Source organism: Bradyrhizobium sp. 141 (assembly GCF_023074055.1).
Taxonomy (GTDB): domain Bacteria; phylum Pseudomonadota; class Alphaproteobacteria; order Rhizobiales; family Xanthobacteraceae; genus Bradyrhizobium.
Map to the genome: position 1 here is coordinate 252,317 of NZ_JADPKR010000108.1, position 12,971 is coordinate 265,287.

At 65.3% G+C, this 12,971-nt stretch carries 9 protein-coding genes; 8 read left to right on the top strand and 1 reads right to left on the bottom strand.

Features of this window, described 5'->3' with window-relative positions:
* Positions 1-74: 74 nt before the first annotated feature.
* The 8 genes from msrB (at position 75) to IVA81_RS34840 (ending at position 12,113) form a co-directional block, all read left to right on the top strand.
* A complete protein-coding gene (gene msrB / locus IVA81_RS34805; RefSeq protein WP_247326665.1) occupies positions 75-587 on the top strand; it encodes a peptide-methionine (R)-S-oxide reductase MsrB in 513 nt (170 codons plus the stop codon).
* Positions 588-789: 202 nt separating this feature from the next.
* On the top strand, positions 790-3,042 hold the full coding sequence (locus tag IVA81_RS34810; protein WP_247326668.1) for a flagellar hook-basal body complex protein: 2,253 nt from the start codon (positions 790-792) through the stop codon (positions 3,040-3,042).
* 35 nt (positions 3,043-3,077) lie between these two features.
* Positions 3,078-4,961 carry a flagellar hook-associated protein FlgK gene (gene flgK / locus IVA81_RS34815; RefSeq protein WP_247326671.1) on the top strand — a complete coding sequence of 628 codons (1,884 nt, stop codon included), beginning with the start codon at positions 3,078-3,080 and terminating at the stop codon, positions 4,959-4,961.
* 21 nt (positions 4,962-4,982) lie between these two features.
* A complete protein-coding gene (locus IVA81_RS34820; protein ID WP_247326674.1) occupies positions 4,983-6,872 on the top strand; it encodes a flagellar protein in 1,890 nt (629 codons plus the stop codon).
* Between the two features lie 71 nt (positions 6,873-6,943).
* Positions 6,944-7,729 carry a hypothetical protein gene (locus tag IVA81_RS34825; RefSeq protein ID WP_247326676.1) on the top strand — a complete coding sequence of 262 codons (786 nt, stop codon included), beginning with the start codon at positions 6,944-6,946 and terminating at the stop codon, positions 7,727-7,729.
* 10 nt (positions 7,730-7,739) lie between these two features.
* Positions 7,740-9,362: a hypothetical protein gene (locus IVA81_RS34830; protein ID WP_247326678.1), complete on the top strand. Its 1,623-nt coding sequence runs from the start codon at positions 7,740-7,742 to the stop codon at positions 9,360-9,362.
* A gap of 1 nt (position 9,363) precedes the next feature.
* A complete protein-coding gene (locus IVA81_RS34835) occupies positions 9,364-10,617 on the top strand; it encodes a hypothetical protein (protein ID WP_247326680.1) in 1,254 nt (417 codons plus the stop codon).
* Positions 10,614-12,113, top strand: coding sequence for an aspartate aminotransferase family protein (locus tag IVA81_RS34840; RefSeq protein ID WP_247326682.1), 1,500 nt, complete (start codon positions 10,614-10,616; stop codon positions 12,111-12,113). Before IVA81_RS34835 ends, IVA81_RS34840 begins: the two co-directional genes overlap by 4 nt.
* Positions 12,114-12,218: 105 nt before the next feature.
* Here IVA81_RS34840 and flbT read toward each other — a convergent pair whose 3' ends face one another.
* Positions 12,219-12,659, bottom strand: a complete 441-nt coding sequence (gene flbT / locus IVA81_RS34845; protein ID WP_247326683.1) for a flagellar biosynthesis repressor FlbT — start codon at positions 12,657-12,659, stop codon at positions 12,219-12,221.
* Positions 12,660-12,971 lie beyond the last annotated feature (312 nt).

Below are 12,971 nucleotides of genomic sequence, written 5' to 3' on the forward strand. Positions count from 1 at the left end.
TTCCGCCCGGAAGTGTAACGTCTGCCGTTAAAGCCCGTATCTCAGGGCGTGGACGCTCCCGCACGGAGAATGAGATGTTTGACCGCCGCATCCTGTTGACGACTGCCGCCGGCCTGTTCGGCCTTGGGGCCTTCCGCTGGCTGAGAGGAACCCCTGCCGAGGCTGGCGAGAAAGCCGCGGAAAAGTTCGAGATCACGAAGACGGAAGCCGAATGGCGCGCCCAGCTCACGCCGCAGCAATATGAGATCCTGCGCAAGCACGGCACCGAGCGGCCCGGCTCCAGCCCGCTGCTGAAAGAGCATCGCAAGGGCACCTTCGCCTGCGCCGGTTGTGACCTGCCGCTGTTTGCCTCCGAGACCAAATTCGAGAGCGGCACCGGCTGGCCGAGCTTCTACCAGCCGATCGAGGGCAATGTCAGCAAGACCGAGGACCGGGCCTACGGCATGGTTCGCACCGAGGTGCATTGCCGGCGCTGCGGCGGCCATCTCGGCCACGTCTTCGACGACGGTCCGAAGCCGACCGGATTGCGCTATTGCATCGACGGGTTCGGGCTGGTCTTCCACCCCGCGGCAGCGTCGGCGACGTAGGCCTTTCTGCTCGCCCCGGAACGACGATCGTCCCGGCAATTGTTGCCGGCCCGGCAATTGTGCCCCGGTCATCCGACCGGGGCCTTTCTATTTAAGTCATTGATTTCCTGAGAATACCCGCATTGGCATAGCCCTTGCGACTGTCTCCCCCGACTGCGGCCTTGGTCGACCGGCCGCCGAGATCGGATTTGGAGACAAAGTTATGGGTATCTTCGATGCAATGAACACCTCGGTGGGTGGCCTGCAGGCGCAGTCCTACGCGCTGCAGAACATTTCCGGCAACATCGCGAACTCATCCACCACCGGTTACAAGGGCATCGGCACCAGCTTCGTCGATCTCATTCCCGACTCCTCGGTGCCGAGCAAGCAGGTCGCGGGCGGCGTGACGGCCAATGCGAAGGCCACCATCACCACGCAGGGCACGATCTCGGGCTCCACCGTCGCCACCAACATGGCGATCACCGGCGACGGCTTCTTCTCGATCCAGAAGGCGAGCGGCGTCGTCGACAACGTACCTGTCTTCACCGGGGTCACTTACTACACGAGGCGCGGCGACTTCCAGCTCAATGCCAACGGCAATCTGGTCAACGGCGCCGGCTACTACCTGATGGGCGTCACGGTCGACCCGAAGACCGGCAACCCGACCGGCAGCGTGGCAAACGTGCTGCAATTCCAGAACAACTTCATTCCGGCGCAGGCGACCACCTCGATCGAGTACGCCGCGAACCTGCCGACCCAGCCGAACACGGTGGCGAAAACGACCGCGGCGGCCGGCACGCTGCTGGCGGCCGGCGGGCTGAACCCGTCCGACTTCGCCGCCAACCCGCTGCCGGTCGGCACACCTCCGGCGCCCTATGCCAACGCCACGGTCTCAGGCGCAGCCGCCACCGGCAACATCCGTTCGGCCTACTCGTCGACGACGGCCACGGGCACGGTCGCACTCCAGAACAATTCGTCTGCGGTGGCCTCGACCACCACGTCCCTCGACAATGCGGTCGGCACGCATCTCGCCTCCAGCATTCTCACCGCGCTCAGCGGCCAGACCCTGACCATCAACGGCAACACGGTTACCTTCAACGGCGGCACGACGGTTTCAACGGTCGGCAACAACACGACGATCGGCCTCGGTGCGGGCACCACGGCCACGGTTGCCAGCATCCTGAACGGGATCCAGACCGCTGGCGGCGCCGGCGTCACGGCCTCGCTCTCCGCCAGCGGCAACATCGTGATCTCCAGCGGCACCGGCACCGACGTGGCTGTCGGCAGCGGTACGGCAGCCACCGCGCTCGGCATCAGCAGCGTGACCCGTGGCGGCAACGTACTGTCATCGCCCGCGATCTCGGGCGCGACAGTCCTGAGCGGCTCCGCGACGGCCGGCGGCGCCCAGGTGCTCTCGTCCAGCTTCGTCGCCGGCGACACCATCACGGTCGATGGTCAGACGCTGACCTTCATGGCCTCCGGTGCCTCGGGCAACAACCAGATCAACGTCACCGACAACATCACGACGCTGCTCGGCAAGATCGACGCCTTGTCCGGCGCGTCGGGATCGACGGTCAGCAGCGGCGGCGTCATCACGTTGAACACCGGCACCGTCTCCAACCTGTCGGTCTCCAGCTCGAACAGCGCTGCCTTCGCCGCGCTCGGCTTCACCTCGACCATCACCAAGAATCGCGACGGCGGCGGCACCGCCGGCACCGGCGGAGTGATCGGCAACGACATCGCGACCTTCACCAAGGAATCGATCAGCGGCGGCGCGGTGACCGCCTACAACGCCGCCGGCACGCCGGTGAACCTGCAATTGCGCTGGGCCAAGACCGACAGCGCCTCGCTGGGCGCGGGCCATTCCGATACCTGGAACCTGTTCTACCAGACCGATCCGAATGCGACCGGCACGACGGTCGGCTGGGTCAATACCGGCCAGGCCTTCGCGTTTGCCGCCGACGGCTCGCTGACCTCGCCAAGCGGCTCGGGCATCACCATCAACAATGTCAGCGTCAGCGGTCAGTCGCTCGGCTCCGTCGCCTTCAACATCTCCTCGGGCGGACTGACGCAATATGCCAGCACCAGCGGCGCGGTGACCATCAACACCATCACGCAGAACGGCTATGCCGCCGGTCAGCTTCGCTCGGTCGCCGTCAACAACAACGGCATCGTGGTCGGAACCTTCTCGAATGGCCAGAACCTCAACCTCGCTCAGGTTCAGCTGTCGCACTTCAACGGCACCAACTACCTGAAGGCGATGGACGGCGGCGCCTATGCCGCGACCGAGCAATCGGGTGACGCCATCGACGGCGCTTCGGGGACCATCAGCGGCTCGTCGCTGGAGGGATCCAACACCGACATCGCCGACGAATTCACCAAGTTGATCGTGACCCAGCAGGCCTATTCGGCCAACACCAAGGTGATCACGACCGCGAATTCGATGGTGCAGGATCTCTTGAACGTGTTGCGCTGATCAGCGCGTAACATAACCAAAAGCGGGTCAGTGATATGGGTTTGAGTTCAGCCCTCGCCAGTGCGATGAGCGGTCTGCGTGCCAACCAGGCCGCGCTCTCGATCGTCTCCTCGAACGTCGCAAATTCGCAGACGCCTGGTTACGTCGTCCAGAGGCCGAACCAGATCGAGGTCACCACCGGCGAGTTCGGCTCGACGGCGATGACTACCGGCGTCAGCCGGGAGCTCGACACCTATGTGCTGAACCAGCTGCGCACCGAGACCGGCGGCAGCGGCTACGCCGACCAGATGGCCAACATTCTGAAGCAGCTTCAGAATGTCTACGGCACGCCCGGTAATTCCGGTACGCTCGAAGACGCGCTGAACAAATTCACCACCGCGCTGCAGGCGCTGTCGACCAGCTCGGGTGCGTCGTCGGCGCAGACCGTCGCGCTCGGCGCGGCGCAGGCGCTGGCGCGGCAGCTCAACGTCACCACCACGGGCATCCAGTCGCTGCGCTCCAACGTCGAGCAGGATCTCGGCAACTCGGCGCAAGCCGCCAATGCGGCGATGAAGCAGATCGCCGACATCAACACCAGGCTCCAGGGCCTGGCGGCCACCGATCCCTCGGCGGCCACGCTGATGGACCAGCGCGACCAGGCCATCAACACGCTGTCGAACTATGTCGACGTCCGCGTCACCACCGACGGTTCGAACCAGGCAAATATCTACACCACGACCGGCATTCAGCTGGTCGGTGCCGGCCTTGCATCGGAATTCTCTTTTGCGTCCGCCGGCGCGTTGTCGGCGACCTCGCTCTACAACATCGATCCGGCCAAGTCCGGCGTCGGCGCGTTCAACATCAAGCTGCCGAACGGCTCGCAGGTCGACGTCGTCGCCAACAACGTGGTGTCGTCCGGCCAGATCGCGGCCGACCTGAAGCTGCGCGACGAGATGCTGGTGCAGGCGCAGAACCAGATCGACCAGCTCGCCGCCACGATGTCGAGCGCACTGTCCGACAAGACCACGGCCGGCAGCACCGTCTCCGGTCCGCCGGCCGGGTTTGATCTCGATCTCGCTGGTGCCATGCCGGGCAATACGGTCAACATCACCTACACGGACACCGCGACCAACACGCAGCGTCAGGTCACGCTCGTCAACGTGACCGATCCGGCCGCGCTGCCGCTTCAGAACGCCGCGAACGCCAATCCGATGCGGATCGGCTTCAACTTCGCCGGCGGCATGGGCGCGATTGCGTCCGCGCTCAACACCGCGCTACCAGGCTCGCACCTCACCTTCTCAGCCCCCCCGTCGCCGGCGACAGCCACGACATTGCGGGTGACCGACGACAATTCCGGCCTCGCCAAGGTCAGTTCGGCGTCGACCAGCAAGACGATCTCGTCGTTGACCTCGGGCAATCCGCAACTGCCGCTGTTCACCGACGGCGGACAGGCGCTCTACACCGGCGCGATCACCGCCTCGGGCTCGCAGATGACCGGCCTTGCCGGACGCATCGCCGTGAACACGCAGCTGGTCAACGATCCGACCAGGATGTCGGTGTACAACACCTCGCCTGTGACGCCCGCGGGCGACACCACACGTTCCGACTATCTCTACGCGCAGCTGACTTCGGCGGTGTTCTCCTATTCGCCGCAGAGCGGTCTCGGCTCGGCGAGCCAGCCCTTCAGCGGCAGCGTCTCGAACTATCTCCAGCAGTTCCTGAGCGTGCAGGCCAACGCCGCGACCCAGGCCACTCAGCTCCAGCAGGGCCAGAGCGTCGTGGTCTCGACGCTCCAGGCCAAGTTCAGCTCGACCTCCAGCGTCAACCTCGACTCCGAGATGTCGAACCTGATCCAGCTCCAGAATGCCTACGCCGCCAATGCTCACGTCATGTCGGTGGTGCAGAGCATGATGAACACGTTGATCCAGGCTCAACTGTAACAAGTAACAGGGCTCTGAAACATGTCGATCAGCAGCATCAACTACTCCTCGTCGGTTCTCGGCTCGCAGATCCGCAACATCAATCAGCAGCTCACCGATTTGTCGACGCAGCTCTCGACCGGCAAGCTGTCGCAGAACTATTCCGGGATGGGCACCAACGAGGGCTTTGCGATCGCCGGGCGCGCGCAGCTCTCCAACATCGCCGCCTATACCGACACGATCACCAACGTCAATGTCAGCATCAACCTCGCCAACACCGCGTTGCAGTCGCTGACGAAGATCCGCAGCACGGTGCAGACGGGCGCCGCCAACACCGCGCAGGATCTCAACGTCAACGGCCAGACCATCGCGCAGAACACCGCCGCCGCCCAGTTCGGCTCGATGGTCGGCGTGCTCAACACGCAGACGGGCAACCGCTATCTGTTCTCCGGGACCGCCGTCAACACGCAGTCGGTTGCGAATGCCGGCGACATCATCAACGGGACGACCACCCAGGCGGGATTCAAGACCGTGATGGCGGAGCGCCAGGCCGCCGACTTGGGGGCCAACGGCATGGGCCGCCTGGTGCTGGCAACGCCACAGCCGACGCCGAGCTCGGTCCAGGTGTCGGAAGACGTCGCGGGCTCGCCGTTCGGCCTCAAGATCAAGGCGGTCTCCTCGACGCTGACAGGCGCGACGGTCACCGGCCCGAGCGGATCGCCGGTGTCGTTCTCGGTCGATCTCAACGGCGTCAATCCGAACAACGGCGACAAACTCAGCGTTCAGTTCACGCTGCCGGACGGCACGACCGAGCAGATCGACCTGACTGCATCCACGGCGACGCCGACACCGCTCGGCAGCTTCGCGATCGATGCGAGCACGCCGGTCAACCCGAACAACACGGCCTTGAACCTCAACAACGCACTGGACGTCGCGATCAAGAAGCTCGCAGGCACCTCGCTGGTGGCGGCATCCGCGGTCACGGCGGGCGACAATTTCTTCAACACCGCAAGCTCTGCGATCGGCACGCCCAAGACCAGCCAGGCGGGCCCACTCGTACCGATCAGCGGAGCGACAGCGCTGTCCGGTGCGAGCCCCACGGACTCGATCTCGCCAGGTTTCGTCGCCGGCGACACCATCACCGTCAACGGCACCACGCTGACCTTCGTGGCCACGGGCGCGACCGGCAACCAGCTCAACGTCGGCGACAGCATCCAGACGCTGATGAGCAAGATCGACGCGATCACGGGGACGTCGAAGCCGTCGACGATTCATGGCGGTTCGATCACGATCAACACCGACGATGCGGCCAGCCTGAATATCACCAGCTCGAATACGGGCGCGCTGGGTTCGCTCGGTTTTGCCTCGACGCCCATGACCGCCACGCAGCCGCCGCTCCGCGTCGGCTCCTCGCCCGCGAGCTCGGCGACGACGCTGGTCAACGGTTCGGCCACCACCGTGAAGTGGTACCTGGGCAATGACGGGCCCGGCTCGGCGCGCTCGACCGCGATGGCGCGGGTCGACGATTCCGTCACGGTGCAGTATGGCGCCCAGGCGAATGAGGACGCGATCCGCCGCCAATTGCAGGCGACCGCGGTGTTCGGGACCTTCTCGACCTCGCCGACCGGACAGTATTCGGGCGGGCAGGTCGCCGCGCTGAGCCTGCGGGTGACGCAGGCGCTGACGCAGCAGCCGGGTCAGCAGCGCATCGAGGACATCCAGACCGACATCGCGATGGCCCAGAACACGATGAAGGATGCGAGCACGCGCCAGACCCAGGCCAAGGCGCAGCTCCAGACCATCATCGACCAGGCGGAATCGGCTTCGCCGGACCAGGTCGCGAGCGAGATCCTGGCGCTCCAGAACGCGCTTCAGGCCTCCTACCAGGTGACCTCGAACCTGGCGCAGCTTTCGCTCGTCAAGTTCCTGTAAGGCTGCGTTAAGACGCCGTTAACCATGCCTCTTTACCTCTTGGTGAGGATTGGAGTGGGGCGGAGCTGCCGATGTCGGACAAGATGCAACTGGTGGTGGCCACGCCGTGCTTCGGCGGGCAGGTGTCGAGCGTCTATGCGAGCTCGATCTTCGCGCTGCAGCGCGCCGTTCACGGCATGTCCAATCTCGAGCTCAAGGTGCTCCTGCGGGACGGCGACGCGCTGATCACCCGCGCGCGGGCCAATCTGGTCGCGATGTTCCTGGACGATCCCAAAGCGACGCATTTCCTGTTCATCGACGCCGACATCGGCTTCAAGCCGGAGCAGGTGTTCCGGCTGATCGAATGCGGCGCCGACGTCGTCGCCGGCTGCTATCCGATCAAGCGGGTCAACTGGGACAAGGCCGCGCGGGCGATCCAGTCCGGCCGCACCGACGTGGCGGCGGCTTCGCTGGACTATGTGCTCGAGATCGAGGATCCCGACCGTATCGTCGTGGTCAACGGCTTCACCCGCGTGCGCTATGCCGGCACCGGTTTCCTGATGATCCGGCGCCACGTGCTGGAGGCGATGTGCCGCCATCCGGACTATGCGAGCCTGCAGTTCTTCCGCGAGCATTCGCACGACACGCTTGTCGCGAGCCAGAACCGGTTCGCGCTCTTCGAATGCATGATCGATCCTGCGACCGGTACGTATCTGTCCGAGGACTTCGCCTTCTGCAAGCGCTGGACCGATATCGGCGGCGAGATCTGGGCCGACATCCAGAGCTCGCTCGATCACGTCGGGCCGTCGGTATTCCACGGCGACATCGCCTCGCAATTCGCAGCCGCGCCCGCGGCGGCGGCAGATGCCGCGGCGTGAGCCTGCCGGGATGAGCGCCGGCGCATCCCGTCTGTCAGAACCGGACCGCGCCGACGGTTCGCGTTATCGCCTGCGCGATCTCTTCACGCCGCTCGACACGCTGCTCGTCTCCGGCGGAGATCCGCGGCTGGCGCTCGACGCCGGGGATCGCGTCAACGGCTATGGCTGCGCGGCCTCGCCGGAGCCGGAGATCTGGAATTTCGCCTCCTCGACCGCGTCGACGATCTCGCAAGCGGCCTATGACCGTGCCGCGCTGGCGCGCGAAGAGCTGATGCACAAATGCCTGTTCGACGAGGTCCAAATTGCCTTCGATGCGCGCTGTGAAGACATGCGGGACGAGCTGCGCGGCCATCTCCAGCTGCCGCCGCGCGTCGATGTCGTGTTCTCGCCCTCCGGCACGGACTCTCAGCTCCACGCTCTGTTCCTGGCGCGCGCAGTGCTCGGAGCACGGCCGGTGACCATTGTGGTCGGCGCCGACCAGACCGGAAGCGGGACGGCCCATACCGCCCGCGGGCACCATTTCAGCTCGATGACGGCGAGCGGCTTTGCGGTTCGCAAGGACGGCGCGGTTGCGGGGCTCGCCGGCGCCAGTGTTGCGTTGCCGCTGCTCGAGGCCGCGCCCGGGATTGCGATGCGTGCGGACGCCGATGCCGCGGTGCTGCATGCGATCGAGACCACGATCGCGCAGGGTGCGCCCGTGCTGCTCCAGATCATGGATTGCTCGAAGCTCGGCTGGCGTGCACCGAGCGCGGCCTGCCTCGACGAGATCGCGCGGCGCTGGCCGCGCAAGGTTCAGATCGTCGTCGATGCCTGTCAGGCCCGGCTTGGCCGCCGTCGGCTGCGCTCCTATCTCGACCGCGGCTATATGGTGCTGATGACAGGCTCGAAATTCTTCGGTGGGCCTGCCTTCAGCGGTGCGCTGCTGGTGCCGAAGGGCCTTTCGCGATCGCTCGACCGGGTCGAGGGAATAGCGCCTGGTATCTTCGACTATGCCGGCCGTTGCGATTGGCCGATGGGCTGGACGGCTCTGCGTTCGCGCTTCGATCGCCGGCCGAACTTCGGTCAATGGCTGCGCTGGGAGGCGGCGCTCGCGGAGATCGGAAGCTACTACGCCGTGCCAGGTGCTTTCCGCGCCAAGGTGCTGGCCGAGCTCGCCGCCGGCATCGACAGCATGATCGCGTTGTCGCCGTCGCTTCGCTCCGTTCCCGCCACGACCAGGACGGCGAGCGTGGATGACGAGGAATTTGCACAAACCACGATATTTCCGTTCATGCTGCTGCGCGGCGGCAAACCGGCGTCGACCGCCGAGACCAGCGCCATTCATCGGGCGATGGCACGTGACATGAACGAGGAGATCAGCGGCAGCGCGGCGGACCGGCAGGTCGCTGCGCAGCGCTGCCTGATCGGCCAGCCGGTCCGTTTGGAGCGGCAGGACGAGGCACCGCAGGCCGTGCTGCGCCTTTGCGTCGGCGCCCGGCTCGTGACCGAGACCTGGTCGCCGGACGCGGCGCAGGCGCAACGCAATGTGCAGCACGTGCTCGATCGCATCGCCCATGTCCTGGTAAAGATCGAGCTGCTGCTTGACCGTGGCGCGGTCGCGGCCGTGCCGGTAAACTCCGCGTTCGAGGTGTGAGATGCAGCATCCGGTTTCCGCGCCAATCGGCATGACCGCGGCGAACTACGCCGACCGCATCGGCTTTGCGCAGCTGACGCGCCAGGCCTTCGAAGGTGTCGACCTGCATCCGTTGCGCGACCAGCTGGTGGCGCGGATCGCGGCGGGGACCGCGCTGGCGGGCGAAGCGCTGGATCTGTCGTTGATCACCCAGCTTCTCGGCGACAAGGATCAGGGGCTCGCGATCCAGTCGGAGGTGCTCGCCTTCCATCAATTGTTTCGCACACCGAGCGCTGCTCCGAAACCGGGCCTGCGCGTGCTCGCGCTAGCCGCCGACATCGATATGGGCGGCAACACGCCGATCGATTTTCTGCTCGAAGGCTCCGACATCGAGCTGTTGACGCTCTACGTGGTCAAGGGCGTCGGTCTGCCGGAGATTTTGCCCGAGCACGACGTTGCCATCGTGGTCGCCTCCGATTCCGAGGAATGCCGTGAGGCGCTCACTTTGATCGAGAAGGCCGCGCCGCACTGGCCGCGACCGCTGCTCAATCGTCCTGATCGCATCGGCAATCTCGATCGCGACAAGCTGCATCGGCTGCTGGCCGGCGTGCCAGGTCTCGACATTCCCGCGACCATCCACGCGACGCGCGCGCAATTGCTGGATCTTTCGCGAGAGCAAATCGCTTGCCGGGACGTTGCGGACGAGCTGCGCTTTCCGATGATCGCGCGGCCGCGCGGCTCGCATGCCGGCGTCGGGCTCGCGAAGCTCGACGATGCGGCGGCGCTCGCAGCTTATTTTTCCGAGCGGGACGAGCAGGATTTCTTCGTCGCGCGCTTCGTCGACTATGTGAACGCGGACGGGCTCTACCGCAAATATCGTCTCGCGATGGTCGACGGCAAGCCTTACGCCTGCCACATGGCGATCGCCGACCGCTGGGATATCTGGTATCTCAATGCCTACATGGCGTTCAGCGAGGAGAAGCGGGCCGAGGAAGCCGTCTTCATGTGCGAGTTCGACAACGCCTTTGCAGCGCGCCACAGAAGCGCGCTCGACGAGATGAGCAGGCGCGTCGGCCTCGACTATTTCATCGTCGATTGCGCCGAGAACCAGGACAACGAGCTCCTGGTCTTCGAAGCCGACAACACCGCCGTCGTGCACAACATGGATTCGCCGGACGTGTTTCCTTACAAGCCGCCGCAGATGCGCAAGATCTTCGCGGCGTTCTCGGCGATGCTGTCGCGGCATGCAAGAGCAGGCGAGGGGAGTGCTATATGAACGAGATCGTCCGCAACGCGCAAAGCTCCGTCGCGCACGCCTCGCTCGACCCGCAGGACTGGAGCGCATTCCGCGCGCTCGCCCATCGCATGCTGGACGAGACGATCGACGGCATCGCCGAGGTTCGGGCGCGCCCCGTCTGGCAGCCGATCCCCGATAGCGTCCGTGCGGCATTCAAGGCCGACGTGCCGCGCGAGGCGAGCGACCTCGCCGAGGTCTATCGCCAATTCGCCGAGCACGTCGCGCCGTATGCGACCGGCAACGTCCATCCCGGCTTCATGGGCTGGGTGCATGGCGGCGGCACCGCGGTCGGCATGCTCGCGGAAATGCTCGCAGCCGGTCTCAACGCCAATCTCGGTGGTCGCGATCACATGCCGATCGAAGTCGAGCGCCAGATCGTGGATTGGATGCGCCGCCTGTTCGCCTTTCCGGACAGCGCGAGCGGCATCTTCGTCACGGGCACGTCGATGGCCAATCTGATGGCGGTGCTGGTAGCGCGCACGAACGCGCTCGGTACGTTGGCGCGGCAATACGGCATCGGCAACGATGGCGCTCTGCTCGCGGCCTATACGTCGCAGGCCGCGCATGGCTGCGTCTCCAGGGCGATGGACATTGCCGGGCTCGGCACCGATGCGCTGCGCAAGATCGGCGTCGACGCCGATCATCGCATCGACGTCGCCGCGCTGCGCGCGCAGATCGCTGTTGATCGCGAGGTCGGCTTCAAGCCGTTCCTGGTCGTTGCCTCTGCCGGCACTGTCGACATTGGTGCGATCGACGACCTCAAGGCCATCGCGGAGCTGTGCCGCGAGGAGGGAATCTGGTTTCACGTCGACGGGGCCTTTGGTGCGCTCGCGATCTTCTCGCCCGAGCTCGCGCCGCTGCTCGGCGGCATCGAGCTCGCCGATTCCATTGCGCTCGATTTCCACAAATGGGGACAGGTGCCCTACGATGCCGGCTTCCTGCTGGTGCGTGACGGCGAGCAGCATCGGCAGGCCTTTGCGCAGCCCGCGGCCTATCTGCGCCGCGAGGCGAGGGGGCTTGCGGCGGGGGCGGTCTGGCCCTGCGATCTCGGACCTGATCTGTCGCGCGGCTTCCGTGCGTTGAAGACCTGGTTCACGCTGAAGACGTTCGGCACCGACCGGCTGGGTGCGACGATCGCGCGAAGCTGCGCGCTGGCGAAGTATCTCGAAGCGCGCGTGCTGGCCGAGCCGCGCCTGGAATTGCTGGCGCCGGTCAACCTCAACATCGCCTGCTTCCGCTACCGTGCCGATGATGCGATCAATCGCGAGATCGTCGCCGACATCCAGGAGTCCGGAATAGCGGCGCCGTCGAGCACGACGCTGAACGGCAAGTTTGCGATCCGCGCTGCGATCGTCAATCACCGTACCGAGGAGGCGGACATCGATGCGCTGGTCGCAGCGGTGCTGGACTTTGGCGGACGGCGGTGCGGCGACGGAATGATCGAGGTCGAGGCGCCGCCGCTCGCGGCGCAATAGCACTGGTGCATGCCTGAAACGACAACGGCCCCGGAGGCGATCCGGGGCCGTTGTCGTTTGCGGGACTGGGTCGTTCGCGTAGCTTCGTCACGCGAAAACGTGTGGTCAGGCGGCGGAGCTCACGTCGGCCTTGTCCGCGTCCGCCTTGGGATGGGTGGCCTCGAACTGGCTCCGCAGCTTCTCTTCATAGGCGATCAGCTTGCGGGCATCCTTCAGCGCCCGATAGAGGTCGCCGTTCAGGATGTTGTTGTTGATGGCCTCGATGATCGGCCAGGCGCTCGGCACCGCGGTGACGATGTCGCGCACCAGGTTGAAATAGGTGCCGTGCTGGGTCTGCGGATCCGGCGAGATGTACATGAGCTGGACCGCCAGATAGACGAGCTTGGCCGGCGTATCGGCGGTCTCGGGCGTGAGGATGTCGCGCTCGCGCAGGATCGGCACGTTGTCGCCGTCGATCAGGAGGCGGGCACGCTGGTCCGTGTTGGTAATCACGCAGTTACCGACGATGATACGTTCGTGCGGCCTGAGCTCGACCTTGAGGGCCATGCCTGTTCTCCATCAACGCTTTCGTAACCGAGCGTGTGTTGCGGCGGGTCAAGGCGCAATACTCCATCAACATTAGTTAACGAGTTGTAAATCGCCGGCATTCGCGCGGAAAAGCGCAATCATATCAACGTTGAAATTGCGCCGCGTGGCAGCGCCGCAGCCGGGCGGATCGGCCGAATCGCGCGCCGACTCAGTCAAAGCGCCGGTTTCATTTCATGTTTCGTTAGAGGACTCCGTCCCACGGTCCGCCGGTCGCTGGGTCCATCTCGGTCCAAGCAGACGTGTAACAGTAGCGTCGTTTACCAGAAAGGT

Bases quoted from the DNA above. Each gene is read 5' to 3' on its own strand.
- IVA81_RS34840 (WP_247326682.1), top strand. From the start codon at position 10,614: ATGAACGAGATCGTCCGCAACGCGCAAAGCTCCGTCGCGCACGCCTCG.
- IVA81_RS34810 (WP_247326668.1), top strand. From the start codon at position 790: ATGGGTATCTTCGATGCAATGAACACCTCGGTGGGTGGCCTGCAGGCG.
- IVA81_RS34820 (WP_247326674.1), top strand. From the start codon at position 4,983: ATGTCGATCAGCAGCATCAACTACTCCTCGTCGGTTCTCGGCTCGCAG.
- IVA81_RS34835 (WP_247326680.1), top strand. From the start codon at position 9,364: ATGCAGCATCCGGTTTCCGCGCCAATCGGCATGACCGCGGCGAACTAC.
- IVA81_RS34825 (WP_247326676.1), top strand. From the start codon at position 6,944: ATGTCGGACAAGATGCAACTGGTGGTGGCCACGCCGTGCTTCGGCGGG.
- flgK (WP_247326671.1), top strand. From the start codon at position 3,078: ATGGGTTTGAGTTCAGCCCTCGCCAGTGCGATGAGCGGTCTGCGTGCC.
- flbT (WP_247326683.1), bottom strand. From the start codon at position 12,659: ATGGCCCTCAAGGTCGAGCTCAGGCCGCACGAACGTATCATCGTCGGT.
- msrB (WP_247326665.1), top strand. From the start codon at position 75: ATGTTTGACCGCCGCATCCTGTTGACGACTGCCGCCGGCCTGTTCGGC.
- IVA81_RS34830 (WP_247326678.1), top strand. From the start codon at position 7,740: ATGAGCGCCGGCGCATCCCGTCTGTCAGAACCGGACCGCGCCGACGGT.